Source organism: Streptomyces sp. NPDC099050 (assembly GCF_044759865.1).
Classification (GTDB): domain Bacteria; phylum Actinomycetota; class Actinomycetes; order Streptomycetales; family Streptomycetaceae; genus Streptomyces.
This window is the reverse complement of sequence record NZ_JBIWAE010000026.1, coordinates 91,055-107,612: the sequence shown is the minus strand read 5'-3', so window position 1 is coordinate 107,612 and position 16,558 is coordinate 91,055. Positions and strand designations below refer to the sequence as shown.

The following is a 16,558-nucleotide window of genomic DNA, read 5'->3' as shown; positions in this document are numbered from 1 at the left end:
TACACGCCCGGCCCGCGCGCGGCGCTACGCGCGGATCAGGGCCAGGACCTCGTCGCGGACCTTGGTCAGCGTGGCCTGGTCGCGGGCCTCGACGTTCAGGCGGAGCAGGGGCTCCGTGTTGGAGGCGCGGACGTTGAACCACCAGTCGGCGCTGGTCGCGGTGAGGCCGTCCAGTTCGTCCAGGGTGATGCCCTCGGCGGAGCCGTAGGTCTCCTTGACGGCGGCCAGGCGGGCCTTCTGGTCGGCGACCGTCGAGTTGATCTCCCCGGAGCCCGCGTAGCGGTCGTAGGAGGAGACCAGGTCCGAGAGGGGGCCGTCCTGGCCGCCGAGGGCCGCCAGGACGTGGAGCGCGGCGAGCATGCCCGTGTCCGCGTTCCAGAAGTCCTTGAAGTAGTAGTGCGCCGAGTGCTCGCCGCCGAAGATGGCGCCGGACTTGGCCATCTCTTCCTTGATGAAGGAGTGGCCCACGCGGGTGCGGACGGGGGTGCCGCCGTTCTCGCGGACGACCTCGGGCACGGACCAGGAGGTGATCAGGTTGTGGATCACCGTGCCGGTGCCGCCGTTGCGGGCCAGTTCGCGGGCGGCGACCAGGGCCGTGATGGCGGACGGGGAGACGCCCTCGCCCCGCTCGTCGACGATGAAGCAGCGGTCGGCGTCGCCGTCGAAGGCGATGCCGAGGTCGGCGCCCTCGGCCAGTACGCGGGCCTGGAGGTCGACGATGTTCTTCGGGTCGAGGGGGTTGGCCTCGTGGTTCGGGAAGGTCCCGTCCAGTTCGAAGTACATGGGGACCAGGTCCAGCGGCAGGCCCGTGAAGACGGTGGGGACGGTGTGCCCGCCCATGCCGTTGCCCGCGTCGACGACGACCTTGAGCGGGCGGACGGCGGTGAGGTCGACCAGGCCCTTCAGGTGGTCGGCGTAGCCGGTGAGGGTGTCCTGCTCGGTGACGGTGCCCGGGACGGTGCCGGCGGGGATCGCCGGGGCGCCCTCGTCGCTCCACTTCTCCGCGAGCTCGCGGATGGTGGAGAGGCCGGTGTCCTGGCCGACCGGGGCGGCGCCGGCCCGGCAGAGCTTGATGCCGTTGTACTGCGCCGGGTTGTGCGAGGCCGTGAACATCGCGCCGGGCAGGTTCAGCTTGCCGGAGGCGTAGTACAGCTGGTCCGTGGAGCACAGCCCGATGAGGGTGACGTCGACGCCCCGTACGGCCGCGCCGCGGGCGAAGGCGGCGGACAGGGCCGGGGAGGAGGGCCGCATGTCGTGGCCGATGACGATCGCCGAAGCACCGGTCACCTCGACGAAGGCGGCACCGAACAGTTCGGCCAGCTGCTCGTCCCACTCGTCCGGCACGACGCCCCGTACGTCGTACGCCTTGACGATGTTCGAAAGATCGGTGGCCACTGCCTGCCCTCCTGAAGGTCATGTGCGGTGAGGCAAACCTACCGTGGACGCAGCGCGGCTTTTCAGATCAGCCGAATGTCAGGAATCGGGCGAACGCAGGACGCGGAGGTGTCCGCGACGGGTCTCCCCGGGGGTGGGACCGCCCTGACCCGCGCCGCCCGCGCCGCCCGCTCCGGCCGTGCGTTCCGGCGGGCGCGCCGCCTCGCGCACGGCGTTGGCGAGGGCTTCGAGGTCGTCACCGGTGGGACGCGAGGGCGCCGACCCGTCGGTGAGGCGTACGACGTCCCAGCCGCGCGGGGCGGTCAGGCGCTCCGAGTGCTCGGCGCAGAGGTCGTAGCAGTGGGGTTCGGCGTAGGTGGCGAGCGGGCCGAGAACTGCGGTCGAATCGGCGTAGACGTACGTCAGAGTCGCGACGGCAGGGCGGCCGCACGCGGTGCGCGAACAGCGACGTACAAGGCTCACGACGTTGGACCGTACCGCACTCTTGACCGGGCCGCGACGACTCGCCCCCCGACGCTCCCCGTGTCGTCCGATCTCCCCCGCCCCGGCGCGGATGTGCGGGCTACCCTGCGGGGGTGACGGACAGCACTCTGCCTCCCCCTCCCGTGCCCCCTGCCGCCTCCCTGCCCGGCGGGTCCCCCGCCGGTGAGCCACGGGTGCGGCGGCGAGACCGGCACGGGCGCGGGATGCGCGGGCCGGTGGCTCCTCCGCAGGTACCGCTGTCGGCGAGCCGGGGGGAGCTCTTCGGTGACCTCGTACGGGACTCCGTGGAGCGGCTGGAACGGCGGTGGCCGCAGCTGGCCGAGGTGGAGTTCATGATCGGCGACGTGCCGGGGCCGCCGGGCGGCGCGGAGACCGGCTGGAACGACGAGGCGGTGCCTCTGGGGGCGCTGGCGGAGGCCGGGGGCGGGCGGCCGGCCCGGATCGTGGTGTTCCGGCGGCCGGTGGAGATCCGGGCGAAGTCTCGGGACGAGCGGGCGATGCTGGTGCACGAGATCGTGGTGGAGCAGGTCGCGGAGTTGTTGGGGCTGTCGCCCGAGACGGTGGATCCGCGGTACGGGTCGGACTAGGGGTACGGGGCGGACTAGGGGTACGGGGCGGACCGGGAGTCCGGGCCACTGGGGTTCTGGCCCCCGCCGGCGGTGCTGGAGGCGGCCCTGCGGGGCTGTCCCCTACCCGCCCTTCCACCGTTCCCCGGGCTCTGCCCGGACCCGCGCCTCAAACGCCGGCGGGGCTGAGTCTGTGCCCGGGCGCCGCCCGGACCCGCGCCGCGAGCGCCGGCGGGGCTGAGTGTGTCCCCGGGCGCTGCCCGGGCCCGCGCCGCGCGCGCCGGCGGGGACCCAGGGGTGCCAGGCTGCGCCCGGGGCCCCGGACCCCGGTCCTCGAACGCCGGGCGGCTGGAGAGGCCCGGGCGCCGGCCGCGGTTACCGGGTCAGGACCGTGAGGTCCTGGGTGGCCTTGGGGACCGAGACCGTGGAGCGGTCGTCCGTGAGGGTCTGGATCGTGAACATCGGGATGCCGTCGCGCGGGAGCGACAGGGTGCGGGACGCGTGGACGGGGCCGCCGGAGACGGTTTCCACCGTGAGGGCGTAGGCGCCCTTGCCGCCCGTCGGGGCGAGGGTCACGGTCTGCGTGGTGCCCCCCTTGACCGTGACCTCCTTGGAGGCGGGTTCGCCGCCCTCCGTGCCCGGGGAGGCCGTCACCTTGACCGTGGCGTCTGCTCCGGCCGGGGCCGTCAGCGAGAGCAGGGTGGCGTTCGCCTCGGGGCGGTTGTCCGCGACGGTCGCCCGGGCGCCGACGGGGGCGGACGCCTGGATGAAGCCGACTTCCTGCTTGGCTCCGGTGCCGCGGACCACCCGTAGGGCGGCGACCACGGGGACCTCGGACTTCTTGGGGTCGGCCGGGGAGAGGACCAGGGAGCCGGCTTCGCCGCGGGTGACGTCCTTGAGGTCGAGGCTCGCGGTCATGCCGGCCTTGACGTGGAGCTGCTCGGCGCCTGCGGGGCTGATCGAGCCGGTCGCCCCGGCCAGCTTCACCTTGAGGTCCGCGTCCTCCTCGCCGGGGGCGAAGGCGACCAGCCGTACGGAGGTGGCGTCCGCCGGGATGCCGGGCAGGACCAGGGTCCCCGCCGGGTCCACGGTGGCGGGCAGCCAGTCGGCGCCGACGCCTTCCTCGCCCGCCTGGGCGGTGGCTCCTACCCGGCCGGCGCGGGTGGTCACGTGGGCGGTGACGTCCGCGAGCTGCGCGCCGGGGGCGAGGGAGGCCAGGGCGATCGCCTTGCTGGACTTCGGATCGATCCGGATGTTCTCGCTGATGCCCGCTTCGGCCTTCACCGCTCCGTCCGGGCCGAACAGCTTGATGTCCACCACGGCCGCGGTGTCGTCGGGGTTGGTGAGGTGGACGTAATCCTCGCGGCCCTTGGCGGTGCTCACGCCGGGGAACCAGAAGTCGGTGCCGGGCGCGGTGCAGCCGACGCCGAGCAGGCCGCGCGTACGGCCCACCGAGACCACGGTGGTCTGCTGCGCGCTCCAGCCGGGCGCGAGGAACCCGTCGGCGACGCCGCTGAGCGCGGGGGCCTCGGCGCCGGAGGCCTTGGCGCCCACGGGCTTGCCGGGCTCCTTGAGTTCCAGGACGGGCTTGGCCTCCTTGGTCGCGCCCAGCAGCCGGGCCGTGCCCTTGCCGCCCGGGGAGGCCGCGCCCGGGGTGATCGCCGTGTAGAGGGTCTCGGCGATGTCGGAGGAGCTGGGAGAGGGACACACCAGGAGGGACCGCTCGACCGGCATCCGGGCCGCGGGCTTGGCCCCGGCAGCCGTGGAGGCCCCGTCGGCGGCGGGCGCGGTGAGGGTGGCGAGGCCGGTGACGGCGGCCAGGGCGGCCGCGACGGCGGCGAGCGTGAGGGGTACGCGCTGCTTCACTGCTGGGGGCTCCCGTCCGGACGCGGGGGGTGCTGCCCGCCCTGCTGTCCGTCGTGCTGGCCGTAGGTGTCGTAGCCGGTCTGGGGGTCGGGCTGCTGCGGGTAGGGCGGGTACGGCTCGTACGGCTGCTCGTACGGCTGCTCGTACGGGGTGTCCGGGTGGCCGGTGTACGGCTGCTGCTGCTCGTACGGGTACGGGGCGTACTGCTGCTGCTCCTGGGCGGCGGCGTCATAGGCGTAGCCGCCCTGGCCGCCCTGGTCTCCGTAGGCCGGCTGCTGGTAGGCGTACGCGTCATCGGCGTACGGCTGCTGCGCCGGGATCTGCGCGTACGGGTCGGCCGCGACGGCCGCCTCGGCCGGGGCGGGCTCGGACCGCGGGTCCGGCCCGGACTGCTCGCGCAGCCGGCGGGCCCGGCGGCCCTCGCCGGCCTCCTCGGCGGGGGCGTCGTCCTCGGGCAGGTCGTCGTCGAGGCGGGCGCGGCGGCCCGGCAGGGCCATCACCAGGAGCACCAGGGCGAGCAGGCCCTGGGCCCAGTGCCAGGCGGTCCGGGTGAGGGCGTCCTCGTGGACGAGGTCGAGCTCGCCGGCGTCCGCGGGGAGCTCGAAGCCCTGGGCCCAGCCGTCGACGGTCTTGGCCTCGAGCGGCTTGCCGTCGAGGGTGGCCCGCCAGCCGGCGTCGGCCCGGTCGGCGATGCGCAGGACGCGTCCGGCCTCGCCCGCCGGGATCTTGGTGTGCGCCTCGACGGGACCTGAGGCGACGGGGATGGGTGCCTCGCCGGGCTTGCCGGAGACGATGACGGCGCGGGCGACCTGGCGGTCGACGCGCCACAGGGCGCTGCCTTCGAGCTTGCTGAGGCGGCTGAGGCCGGGGGTGGCGTCCAGGACGCGGCCGATCTCCTGCGGGGCGCCGTCGCGGACCAGGACGTAGCGGATGGCGAAGCCGCCGAGCTGGTCGGTCTGGTCGGCGCCGGAGCCCGCGACGAGGCTGGAGACGACCTTGTCGAGGCGGGTGTCGCTGCCGGCCCGGGCGGCGAGTTCGGGGTCGCCGAGGCGGCCGCCGGAACCGCGGACCAGGGTGTACGAGAGGACGGCCGGGGTGTCCGCGCCGATGACGAGGGTGCGGGCCTGGTCGCGGGTGCCGCTCTCCTCGGCGACGAAGGCGGGGACCTGGACGGGGTCGCGGCGCTCGAGCGGGCCGGCGGCGCCGCTGAGCATCCAGCCGGCCGCGCCGGCGATCGGGCCGACGGCGGCGGCGAGCGCGATCAGGGCGGCGAGGGGCTGGCGCCAGCCGAAGCTGCGGGCGGCGACGCGCACCTTGGCCCCGTCGGCGCCGGTGACGGCGGCGGCCAGCAGGGCGAGTCCGTAGACGAGGGTGGCGGGTCCGGCCCAGGTGGTGCGGTTGACCAGGACGGCCAGGACGAGCGCGGCGAGCGCGGTGGCCCAGGCGGTGCGTACGGCGAACTGCCGGTCGGCGCGCAGCAGCGCGGCCAGGGCGGCGAGGACGACGCCGAGGAGGATCAGGCCGCCGGCGGTGCGGGGGCCGCCGGGGCTGATGCCGAGGAGGTCCAGGGCGGTGGCCGAGCCGGCTCCGTAGGGCAGTCCGGCCTCGCGCAGGAAGCTCGCGGGGTGGGTGAGCAGGCTCAGCGACCAGGGGGCGAGCACGAGGACGGGGACGCCGAGCGTCGCGAGGAGGCGGGGCCCGTACGTCTTCCAGTGCGCGCGGCGCAGGACCAGCGCGGCGGACCCGAGGAGGGCGGCCAGCGGCCAGACGACCGGGGTGAAGGCGGTGGCCAGGGTCAGCAGCAGGGTGTAGGTCCAGGCGGAGCGCCAGCTGCCCCCGCCCTCCCCGTCGGCGAATCCGAAGGCGGAGACGGCGGAGCGGGCGATGAGCGGGAGCAGGATCGCGAGGACGGCGGTGCCGATGCGGCCGCCGGCCAGGGCTCCGGTGACGGCGGGGAGGAAGGCGTACGCGACGGCGGCCCAGGCGCGCAGCAGCCGGGATTCCACCAGCGGCCGGGAGGCGAAGTAGGCGGTGAGTCCGGCGAGCGGGACCGAGCAGACGAGCAGCAGGGTCAGGGCGGCGTCGGTGGAGCCGAGGAGCAGCGTGGACAGGACGCCGAGGACGGCGAGGTAGGGCGGCGCTCCGGCGGTGGTGCCGGTGCCGACGGGCTGCCAGTCGTCGGCGTAGACGCGCCAGAGGTCGAGTCCGCCGTCGGGGGCGGGCAGCAGGGCTCCGCCCATGAGGGAGCCGCCGCCCAGGAGCGAGCGGCAGGCGATGAGGGAGACGAGCAGGAGGAGCCCGAAGAGGACGGGCGCGGGCTTGCGCGCGATCCGCTTGAGGCGCGCGAACTGTTCGATGTCCAGGTACTCGGCGTCGTCCCCGCCGGGTCCCGATTCGACGGCTCCGCCGTGCCGGCCGGCGGCGGGGCTCTCGGCGTCGCCGCCCGCGCCGAAGTACTCGGCGAGCTGTTCGGCGTTGGCGCGCAGGCTGGCGCCGGGCGGCGGGAAGAGGGGCCGCAGTTCCTTGGCGGTGACGGCTGCGCGGCCCCTGCGGCGGCGGGCTCCGAGGATCCGGCCGGGGCGGAGCAGGGTGGCGAGGAGGCCGGTGACCTCGTCGACGGCCTGTCCGGGGGCCTTGCCGATGAGGTAGGCGAGGGTCCGCAGGACGGTGCCGAGGAGGATGCGCAGCAGGACGTACGGGAGGGCCCCGCCGGGGCTGTTGACCAGCATCGTGTAGACGGCGCCGGCCTTGTCCACGCGGTGCGGGCTGGCGGCGGAGCGGCCGACGCAGTCGACGGTGCGGCGTTCGCGGGCGGAGGCCTCGGCGTGCCGCAGGACGGCCTCGGGGGCGACGAGGACGGCGTGGCCGGCGCTCTGGACGCGCCAGCACAGGTCGACGTCGTCGCGCATGAGGGGCAGGCGGCGGTCGAAGCCGCCGAGGGCGTCGTACACGTCGCGGCGGATCAGCATGCCGGCGCTGGATACGGAGAGGACGGGCTGGACCTGGTCGTGCTGGCCCTGGTCCTGTTCGCGCCGGTCGAGGCCGGTCCAGCGGCGGCCGCTGCGGGCGATGGTGACGCCGACTTCGAGGAGCTGCTTCTTGTCGTACCAGCCGCGCAGCTTGGGGCCGATGACGGCGGCTTCGGGGTTCTCGTCGGCGACGCGCAGCAGTTCGGCGAGGGCGTCGGGCTCGGGTGCGCAGTCGTCGTGGAGCAGCCAGAGCCACTGGACGGGTTCGCCGTGGGGCAGGTCGGGGAGGTCGTACGTGTCGTCGCGCCAGGTGCGGCTGACGGGATCCCAGCCGGAGGGGCGCTTGAGGTACGGGAGTTCCTCGGGAGTCAGGATCCCGGCGGTGCGGGCGGCCTCGTCGACGGCGGCACCGAAGCCGGTGCGGCGGGCCAGGTGCAGGACGCGGTCCTCGCCGAGGGCCTCGCCGAGCAGGCGCGCGGAGTCGTCGGCGCTGCCGGTGTCGGCGGCGATGTGGCTCTGGGCGGGGCGTTCCTGGCCGAGGAGACCGGCGAGGGTCCGGGGCAGCCAGCGGGCGCCGTCGTGGGCGACGAGGACCGCGGTGACGACGTGCCGGGGGAACTCTGGTGCGGCGGCAGCCTGGTGGGAGGCGCTCGACTGGCTGTGCAGGGACATCGCGGTACGGGCCCTCCGGCCGGGGGTCCGGGGGTGGTGTGCCCTCGGAGGCTGCTGGACAGCGCCCCACCCTAACGGCTGGGAACACAGCGGTCCGCCTCCTGCGGGGAAGGTGCGGGAGGCGGACCGTTTGCTCTGAACATCACCGTGCGGGTCGTACCGTTCGCCGTGCCGCGTTTTGTACCGGTGCGTGCACTTCGGCCACTGCCGTGCGTGAGGCCGGGTGCACAGGCGGCTATGCCTTCGGGTGGGCCGGCGGATATGTCGTGGGCCGTACCGCGGGCCCTGCCGTGAGCCCTGCCACGGGCCCTGCCGTGAGCCCTGTCATGGGCCCTGTCATGGGCGCCGTTCGGTGCGCGCCGAGGGCGATTCAGACGGCGGCCTTCTTCAGACGTCGCCGCTCGCGCTCGGACAGGCCGCCCCAGATGCCGAATCGCTCGTCGTTGGCGAGTGCGTACTCGAGGCATTCGGAGCGGACCTCGCACGCGAGGCAGACCTTCTTCGCCTCGCGGGTTGAGCCGCCCTTCTCGGGAAAGAAGGACTCGGGGTCGGTCTGGGCGCAGAGAGCCCGCTCCTGCCAACCGAGCTCTTCGTCCGCCTCCTCGACCAGCAGTTCCTGAACCAGCTCGGTCATGTGCGCCCCTCGCTCTGTCTGTGCGTCCCCGTGGTCATGTCGTCACTCATCGCTACGTAACGACACGAGTGAAATTACAAGTGCGGGGCTCCGGCGCAGTCAAGCCGAGATCTGCTATTGGGCCCCTTATTCACTCTGCGGAACCAAGCCTATGCAGAAAGTGTTCAAATCGCCAAAAATCGTGACACATGCCACACACGTCACAACCGGCACCCCCTCCCCCGTAGTCGACGCGTCACTCTGTGGTGGGGTTCCAATCCGGCCGAAGAAGCGGCGCAGATCACATTTCAGCCACAGAAGGACGTCGCACGGCTTTACGGGTTTGAGAGCCGCCACAGCGGACTGCGACGCGACTCGCAGCGCCACATCCCCTGGTACCGACTGCACAAACCTTTCTCCGGGCACGGTAACCGGATGAGGTGAAACTTTTCTACCAAATCGGACATTGGGTTGACAGTCCGGCCCCCCACCGGGTCTTCTTGTACGCATGTCAGCGCTCTCGGCAGTCACCCGGACCCCCATTCGTGGGTTCCTGTGCGCTGCCCAGGTTCGCTGTTGCTGTTGCAGCTGTTGATGCCTCGGGAGCTTCGGCTCCCCTGAGCTCCAGCTCGCCCCCCACAGCAACCGCCGCACGACTGACATCCGTCGAGGAACCCCCCGATGAACAGCACCAGCACACTGAACGCCACCCCCACCGCCCCGGCCATCGCCCCGGCGCCCGTCGAGAGCGACCTCCAGATCGCCGGCGACATCCTCTCCGTCCAGCACCTCCTGCAGCCCGCCCGCGAGCACCCGGCCACCGTCGCCGAGTTCGTGGGCCTCGCGCGTTCCATCGCCGCCGACCGCTCCGCGTGGGAGCACCTGGTCCGCTACGACGCCACGACCCGCTGGTACCACCGGCTGCGCACCGGCCCCGGCTACGAGGTCTGGCTGCTCAGCTGGGTACCCGGCCAGGGCAGCGGCCTGCACGACCACGGCGCCTCCTCCGGCGTCCTGACCGTCCTGGATGGCGAACTGACCGAGCACACCGCCCGCGGCCCGCTCGCGCTCGGCGCCGGCTCCCAGCGCGTCTTCGCCCCCGGGTACGCCCACGAGGTGCAGAACGACAGCCTCGAAGGCGCCGTCAGCCTGCACGTGTACTTCCCCGGCCTGACGGAAATGCCGATGCACAGCTGCTCTCCGGCCCGGCCCGAGGCCCTGCCCGTCTGATCACCGGCGCCCTGTCCGTCTGATCACCGGCGCTGCCTGACGGTCCCGCCCGTCGCCCGGCCACCGCCCCTCAAAGGATCATCCTGCGGCTGACAGACTGTCGGTATGCGCATTGTTGTTCTGGCCGGCGGCATCGGCGGCGCCCGTTTCCTCCGAGGTCTCCAGTCCGCGGTTCCCGACGCGGACATCACGGTCATCGGCAACACCGGTGACGACATTCACCTGTTCGGGCTCAAGGTCTGCCCCGACCTGGACACCGTGATGTACACCCTCGGCGGTGGCATCAACGAGGACCAGGGCTGGGGCCGCACCGACGAGTCCTTCACCGTCAAGGAGGAACTCGCCGCGTACGGGGTCGGACCGACCTGGTTCGGCCTCGGTGACCGCGACTTCGCCACCCACATCGTCCGTACCCAGATGCTCGGTGCGGGCTACCCGCTCAGCGCCGTCACCGAGGCCCTCTGCGACCGCTGGCAGCCCGGGGTCCGGCTGCTCCCCATGTCCGACGACCGGGTCGAGACCCACGTCGCGATCACCGACTCCCAGAGCGGGGAGCGTCGGGTCATCCACTTCCAGGAGTACTGGGTCCGCATGCGTGCCGCGGTGGACGCCGAGGCCGTCGTACCCGTGGGCGCCGAGCAGGCAAAGCCCGCGCCCGGCGTCCTGGAGGCCATCGCGGCCGCCGACGTGATCCTCTTCCCGCCGTCGAACCCCGTGGTGTCGGTGGGCACCATCCTCTCCGTACCCGGCATCCGGGAGGCCGTGGCCGCCGCCACGGCGCCCGTCGTGGGGCTCTCCCCCATCGTCGGGGGCGCCCCCGTGCGCGGAATGGCCGACAAGGTGCTGGCCGCCGTGGGCGTCGAGTCCACCGCCGCGGCCGTCGCCCTGCACTACGGCACCGAACTGCTCGACGGCTGGCTCGTCGACACCGCCGACGCTGACGCCGTCACCGAGGTGGAGGCCGCCGGCATCACCTGCCGGGCGGTCCCGCTGATGATGACCGACCTGGCCGCCACGGCGGAGATGGCGCGGGCCGCGCTGGAACTGGCGGAGGCCTCCCGGTGACCGCCGGGAGCACCGGTGTTCCCGGCGACACCGGGAGCACCGGGAACCCGCCGCACCAGTTCCTGGTGCGGGCCGTCCGCGGGATCCCGGAGGTACGGCCCGGCGACGACCTGGCGGCGCTGATCGCCGCCGCGACCGACGTCCCCGCCGGGGACGGCTCCTCCACCCGGCTGCGGGACGGGGACATCCTGCTCGTCACCTCGAAGATCGTCTCCAAGGCGGAGGGGCGCATCGTCCGCGCCGATTCGCGCGAGGAGGCGATCGACGCCGAGACCGTACGGGTCGTCGCGCGGCGGGGAACGCTGCGGATCGTGGAGAACCGGCAGGGGCTGGTCATGGCCGCGGCCGGGGTCGACGCCTCGAACACCGAGGCCGGCACCGTCCTGCTGCTGCCCGAGGACCCCGACGCCTCGGCCGCCGCGATCCGTGCCCGGCTGCGGGAGCTGCGGTCCGTGGACGTGGGCGTCATCGTGACGGACACCTTCGGGCGGCCGTGGCGCACCGGGCTCACCGACGTGGCGATCGGCTCGGCCGGCGTACAGGTCCTGGACGACCTGCGCGGCGGCACCGACGCCCACGGGAACCCGCTGAGCGCGACGGTCGTGGCGACCGCCGACGAGCTGGCCGCCGCGGGCGACCTGGTCAAGGGCAAGGCCCTGGGCCTGCCGGTGGCGATCGTGCGCGGACTGGAACACGTACGGGGCGAGGGGTCCTCGGCGGCCGATCTGGTCCGCTCGCCGGCCGACGACATGTTCCGGCTGGGCACCTCGGAGGCGGTACGGGAAGCGGTGACGCAGCGGCGTACCGTACGGGCCTTCACGTCCGAGCCGGTGGACCCGGGCGCGGTGCGCCGCGCGGTCGCGGCGGCCGTGACGGCCCCGGCCCCGCACCACACGACGCCGTGGCGGTTCGTGCTGCTGGAGTCGGCGGGCGCGCGACTGGAGCTGCTGGACGCGATGCGGGACGCCTGGATCGAGGACCTGCGGCGGGACGGGAAGTCCGAGGAGTCCATCGCGAAGCGGGTCCGGCGGGGCGACGTCCTGCGGGCCGCGCCCTACCTGGTGGTGCCCTGCCTGGTCACGGACGGCGCGCACGACTACGGGCACGCGCGGCGGGACGCCGCGGAGCGGGAGATGTTCGTCGTCGCGATGGGCGCGGGCGTGCAGAACTTCCTGGTCGCGCTGGCCGGGGAACGGCTGGGCTCCGCGTGGGTGTCCTCGACGATGTTCTGCCGGGACGTGGTGCGCAAGGTGCTCGGCCTTCCGGAGGACTGGGACCCGATGGGGGCGGTGGCCGTCGGGCACGCCGCGGTCGCTCCGGCGGAGCGGGCGGCGCGGGCGGCGGAGGAGTTCATCGAGGTCCGGTGAGCCTCCGGGCCGGGCCCGGCCCCCGGCCCCCGGCCCCCGGATGGCCTGCCGGGCTGCGGGGCTGCCGGGCTAGAGCTTGCCGATGTCGCCCCGGGGCATCCGCGGGGCACGGCGGGGCGGGGCGGCGCCGGCCAGGAGGACGAGGCGGGCCGCGCGGTGGCGCTGGCCGGCGTAGGGCGCGAGGAGCTCCAGCATGGCGGCGTCGTCGGCGTCCCGGTTCCCGGCCAGGGCGTAGCCGATGATCCCGGGCAGGTGCAGGTCCCCGGTGGTGACGGCGTCGGCCGCGCCGTTGCTGCGCTGGAGGGTCTCGGCGGAGGTCCACGGGCCGATCCCGGGGACCGCCTCCAGGCGGGCGGCGGCCGCCGGCAGGTCCATGGCGGTCGCCTCTTCGAGGCGGGCGGCGAGGCGGGCCGCGCGGACGATGGTGGCGGAGCGCTTGGAGTCGACCCCGGCCTTGTGCCAGTCCCAGGAGGGGATCAGGGTCCAGGTGCGGGGGGCGGGCATCACGTAGAGGTTCGGGGCGGCCGGGTCGGCCGAATCGGCCGGGTCGGCCGGGTCGGCCGGGCCCGGAGCCGGCTCGCCGTACTGGCGTACGAGGCGGCGCCAGGCGCGGTACGCCTCGTCGGCGGTGACCTTCTGCTCCAGGACCGTCGGGATCAGGGACTCCAGGACCAGGCCGGTGCGGGTCAGGCGCAGGCCCGGGCGGCGGCGGTGGCTGGCGTGCACCAGCCGGTGGCGCGGGACGAAGGCGGCCGGGTCGTCGGCGGAGCCGAGGAGCTCGGGCAGCCCGTCCAGGATCCAGTCGGCGCCCGGCCCCCATGCGGTGGCGCTCACTTCTGCCCCGTCCAGCGTGACGCGGAGGGTGGCGGGGCCGGCGGGGGTACGGGTGGCTCGCCAGACCGTGCCGGGTGTGGTGCGGAAGGTGGGGTCGGCGGGGCCGCGCCTGAGCGGACCGAGGGTGAGCCCCAGATCCACCGGGCCGCCACCGGGCGGGGCCCAGGAGCGGGTCTTGGGGTGACCGGAGCGGTCGCCTGCGGCTTGGCCCTGGGCCTGGCCCTGGCCCTGGCCTTGGCCCTGGCCCTGGCCTTGGCCTTGGCCTTGGCCCTGGCCCTGGCCCTGGCCTTGGCCTTGGCCCTGGCCCTGGCCTTGGCCTTGGCCTTGGCCTTGGCCTTGGCCTTGGCCTTGGCCGGGAACCTGGCCCTGGGCCGGAGCCTGGCCCTGGGCCTGGGCCGGGGCCGGAGCCTGGGCCTGGGCCTGGGCCTGGGCCTGGGCCTGGACCGGGGCCTGGGCCGGGGCGTCGGTAGGGGCGTCGGTTGTGCCGGTGGCTTGGGTGGGGGTCGGAGGTGGCGGGGGCACCGGGGTGCGGCCGCCGCGGATCGCGGTGCGGGTGAGGGGGTCGAAGCGGCCGGCCATGACTCGAGCGTAGCCCTGCGGGGCTGTCCCCTACCCGCCCTTCCACCGTTCCCCGGGCTCCGCCCGGACCCCGGTCCTCAAACGCCGGACGGGCTGAAAAGGCCCTGGGGCCCCGCCCTGGGCCCAGGTCCCCAGACGCCGGACGGGCTGAAAAGGCCCTGGGGCCCCGCCCTGGGCCCAGGTCCCCAGACGCCGGACGGGCTGAAGAGGCCCTGGGGCTCAGCCCCGGACCCGATCCTCAACGCCGGACGGCCCACCCGGCCGTGACCGGGACGGAAAAGTTGGCCCTGGGCTCCGGCCAGGACTCGGTTCTCAGCGCCGGACGGCCGGGCTTGGCCGGGGCGGAAGGGGTGGCCCCGGGCTGTGCCCTGGGCCCTCGCGCGGCTGGATGGGGCTGGCCCGCCAGGGCCGCACCGCGCGAGCGGGGCGTCAAGGAGGGGGCTTGTCTCAGGGGCGGCCCTGGAGTTTGGCCGAGGCGGTTCGGGTGGGGGGGAGTTTGTCGTAGAGCTGGCGGCCGGGGCATTCCGTGGCGAAGCCGTCGCGGTGGCCCGAGATGACGTTCAGGCGGACGTTGCTGCCCTTCGCGTAGAGGTTGCCGCCGCCCGAGCGCAGCGTGGTCTTCGCGCGGGGGTCCGCTCCGAAGAGGCCCAGCTTCCAGGCCGTGAGGCGGGCCACCGCGTCGACCGCCGCCTTGGGGGCGGTCGTGGAGGCGAAGGTGCCGATGACGGCGACGCCCATGCTGTCCGTGTTGAAGCCCATGGTGTGCGCGCCGAGCACCGCCTTGGCGACGCCGCCCGCCCGGCCCTCGTACACGGTGCCGCACTTGTCGACGGCGAAGTTGTAGCCGATGTCGCGCCAGCCGCTGCTGACGACGTGGTAGCGGTACAGGCTGCGCAGGACCGCCGGGGCGTCCTTGCAGGCGTAGTTGTTGCCGGACGCGGTGTGGTGGACGAAGGCGGCCTTGACCGTGTTCGTGTAGACGAAGCCCTTCTCGCGCAGGCTCTCGTCCGCGCCCCAGCCCAGCCGGGTGACGATCTTCGGGCGCGGGCCGATGTACGGGGCGGCCGCGAGCGCCTCGTCGGCGAGGACCGCGTCGGCGGTGGAGTCGGCCTTGTTGAGGGCGGGGATCTCCTGGGCGCCGAGGGGGGCCATCGGCACGTTGGCGGAGGAGGACTCCGCCATCTCCATCGTCATGCCGGGGAGGACGGCCAGTTCGCCCTTGTCGTCGTCGTCGACGACCGGTGAGGGTTCCGCGGTGCCGTTCCCGTTCTTCGCGTCCGAGTGGGGGCGGGAGGACTCCCCCGGGTCCACCAGTTCGATGCGCATGCCCGTCGGGAGCCCGCTGCTCACTTCGCGGTCACCGTGTTCCGCCTGGACACGGACCTCGATGCCGTCGGACTGCCCGACCCACAGGGGGGCGGTGCTGCCGCGGACCCGGCCGGTGCCCCGTTCCGCCGTGTCGGGGTCGGCGGCGTGTTCGCTGTTGTGGGTGTCGACGTCCTGCCATTCGGACCAGGCCGAGGTGGTCACGGAGCGGGTGCGGACCTGGACGCGGCCGTCGAGCCGGGTGCTCGCGTCGTCCCAGACGACGCCGACGAGCGAGAAGGTCCTGACTTCGCGCGCCGACAGGCCGCGGGTGTCGGGGAGCCGGGGCGAGGTGCTCATGCCGGGGACCCCGGTGGAGCGGTCCGCCGAGGGTCCGACGGGGACGAGCGGAAGGGACTGGGTGGATCCGGCGATGGCCGATGGGGCCGCGGGGGCCGACGTGCCCGCCCCGGCCGATTGCCGCGTCGCCGCCGGGTGGGCCAGGGCCGTGGAGGGGAGCGCGAGCGGCAGGGCCAGTGCGGCAGCCGTCGCGACGCCGATGGAGGAAGCAAGGAATGCACGCATGGAAAGGATGTTGTGGACTGCCGGAGGCCGGCGCCATCCGAGAACTGACGTGCCGTCCGGTCCCGGTCCGGATACCCCTCCTCCGTACGGGGGATCGTGCTGCGGCCGTACGGAGGAGGGGCGCGGGTCGCTCCGCGTAGGCTCTGGTCCGTGAACGCCACTGACCGCACCCCTGCCGACCTGCTGCGATCCGCGCTCGCCGCCGATCCCGGCCGCCCGCTCGTCACCTTCTACGACGACGCCACGGGCGAGCGCGTCGAATTGTCCGTCGCCACCTTCGCCAATTGGGTGGCCAAGACCGCCAATCTGCTCCAGGGCGACCTGGGCGCCGAGCCCGGTGACCGGCTCGCCCTGCTGCTCCCCGCGCACTGGCAGAGCGCTGTGTGGCTGCTCGCCTGTGCCTCGGTCGGGGTCGTGGTGGAGGTGGGCGGGGATCCGGGCGGCGCCGATCTCGTGGTGAGCGGCCCGGACACGCTGGAGGAGGCCGCCGCGTGCTCCGGCGAGCGGGTGGCGCTCGCGCTGCGGCCGCTGGGCGGGCGCTTCCCGCAGCCGCCGGCCGGGTTCGCCGACTACGCCGTGGAGGTGCCGGGGCAGGGCGACCGGTTCGCGCCCTTCCAGCCCGTGGACGCGGACGGCCCGGGCCTGGTGGTCGGCGGCGAGGAGCTCTCGTACGCCCGGATCTGCGAGCGGGCCCGCGAGGACGCGGTGAAGCTCGGCTTCGGCGAGGGTGCCCGGGTGCTGTCCCGGCAGGGCTACGACAGCTGGGAGGGGCTCTCGGCCGGGCTCTACGCGGCATTGGCCACGGGAGGCTCCGTGGTGCTGTGCCGCAACGCCGGGGGGCTGGCGGACGCGGCTCTGGCCCAGCGGATCGAGAGCGAGCGGGTCACCCACACGGCCTGATCCGGCCCGGCACCGCCGTCACCCACACCGCCCAATGCCGGATCTGGCCGATTTGTCACCCAGATGGCCCTATACACGGTCGTGCCCCCGGGCCGCATCGAACACCCGGGGGCAGGATCGGCACAGGCC

Annotated in this window: 12 protein-coding genes; 5 read left to right on the top strand and 7 right to left on the bottom strand. The window is 74.2% G+C overall.

Translation table 11 applies throughout. The features are described 5' to 3' along the window. Window positions 1–24: 24 nt before the first annotated feature. Entirely contained in the window at window positions 25–1,395 is a 1,371-nt protein-coding gene (locus ACIQV3_RS33470; RefSeq protein ID WP_403719048.1) for a phosphomannomutase/phosphoglucomutase, read from the bottom strand. Window positions 1,396–1,473: 78 nt separating this feature from the next. Further along, entirely contained in the window at window positions 1,474–1,929 is a 456-nt protein-coding gene (locus ACIQV3_RS33465) for a DUF3499 domain-containing protein (protein WP_403719080.1), read from the bottom strand. 41 nt (window positions 1,930–1,970) lie between these two features. Between ACIQV3_RS33465 and ACIQV3_RS33460 the strand changes: the two genes are divergently transcribed. Beyond that, window positions 1,971–2,465 (top strand): metallopeptidase family protein, encoded by a 495-nt coding sequence (locus tag ACIQV3_RS33460; protein ID WP_403719044.1) that lies wholly within the window; start codon window positions 1,971–1,973, stop codon window positions 2,463–2,465. 354 nt (window positions 2,466–2,819) lie between these two features. Here the strand turns inward: ACIQV3_RS33460 and ACIQV3_RS33455 are convergent, their stop codons facing one another. The 3 genes from ACIQV3_RS33455 to ACIQV3_RS33445 all read right to left on the bottom strand — a co-directional run bounded on the left by ACIQV3_RS33455 (window position 2,820) and on the right by ACIQV3_RS33445 (window position 8,585). Then, a complete protein-coding gene (locus ACIQV3_RS33455; protein WP_403719041.1) occupies window positions 2,820–4,310 on the bottom strand; it encodes a DUF5719 family protein in 1,491 nt (496 codons plus the stop codon). After that, the gene (locus ACIQV3_RS33450; RefSeq protein WP_403719038.1) at window positions 4,307–7,951 is read right to left on the bottom strand and encodes a glycosyltransferase family 2 protein; all 3,645 of its coding nucleotides are present in this window, start codon (window positions 7,949–7,951) and stop codon (window positions 4,307–4,309) included. Before ACIQV3_RS33450 ends, ACIQV3_RS33455 begins: the two co-directional genes overlap by 4 nt. A 370-nt stretch (window positions 7,952–8,321) precedes the next feature. Next, window positions 8,322–8,585 (bottom strand): WhiB family transcriptional regulator, encoded by a 264-nt coding sequence (locus ACIQV3_RS33445; protein WP_112450237.1) that lies wholly within the window; start codon window positions 8,583–8,585, stop codon window positions 8,322–8,324. A 660-nt stretch (window positions 8,586–9,245) separates the two neighbouring features. Here ACIQV3_RS33445 and ACIQV3_RS33440 point away from each other — a divergent pair. From ACIQV3_RS33440 to ACIQV3_RS33430, 3 genes are all read left to right on the top strand, one after another. Beyond that, window positions 9,246–9,794: a cysteine dioxygenase gene (locus ACIQV3_RS33440; RefSeq protein WP_403719033.1), complete on the top strand. Its 549-nt coding sequence runs from the start codon at window positions 9,246–9,248 to the stop codon at window positions 9,792–9,794. 105 nt (window positions 9,795–9,899) lie between these two features. Further along, window positions 9,900–10,859, top strand: coding sequence for a 2-phospho-L-lactate transferase (gene cofD / locus ACIQV3_RS33435; protein ID WP_403719030.1), 960 nt, complete (start codon window positions 9,900–9,902; stop codon window positions 10,857–10,859). A gap of 62 nt (window positions 10,860–10,921) precedes the next feature. Further along, the gene (locus tag ACIQV3_RS33430) at window positions 10,922–12,226 is read left to right on the top strand and encodes a coenzyme F420-0:L-glutamate ligase (protein ID WP_403719079.1); all 1,305 of its coding nucleotides are present in this window, start codon (window positions 10,922–10,924) and stop codon (window positions 12,224–12,226) included. A gap of 69 nt (window positions 12,227–12,295) precedes the next feature. On the opposite strand, the gene ACIQV3_RS33425 is transcribed toward ACIQV3_RS33430, so the two are convergent. Beyond that, window positions 12,296–13,201, bottom strand: a complete 906-nt coding sequence (locus tag ACIQV3_RS33425; protein WP_403719078.1) for a DNA-3-methyladenine glycosylase family protein — start codon at window positions 13,199–13,201, stop codon at window positions 12,296–12,298. Between the two features lie 885 nt (window positions 13,202–14,086). Further along, on the bottom strand, window positions 14,087–15,529 hold the full coding sequence (locus ACIQV3_RS33420; RefSeq protein WP_403719026.1) for a peptidoglycan recognition protein: 1,443 nt from the start codon (window positions 15,527–15,529) through the stop codon (window positions 14,087–14,089). 150 nt (window positions 15,530–15,679) lie between these two features. Between ACIQV3_RS33420 and ACIQV3_RS33415 the strand changes: the two genes are divergently transcribed. Beyond that, a complete protein-coding gene (locus tag ACIQV3_RS33415; protein ID WP_403719023.1) occupies window positions 15,680–16,429 on the top strand; it encodes a TIGR03089 family protein in 750 nt (249 codons plus the stop codon). Window positions 16,430–16,558 lie beyond the last annotated feature (129 nt).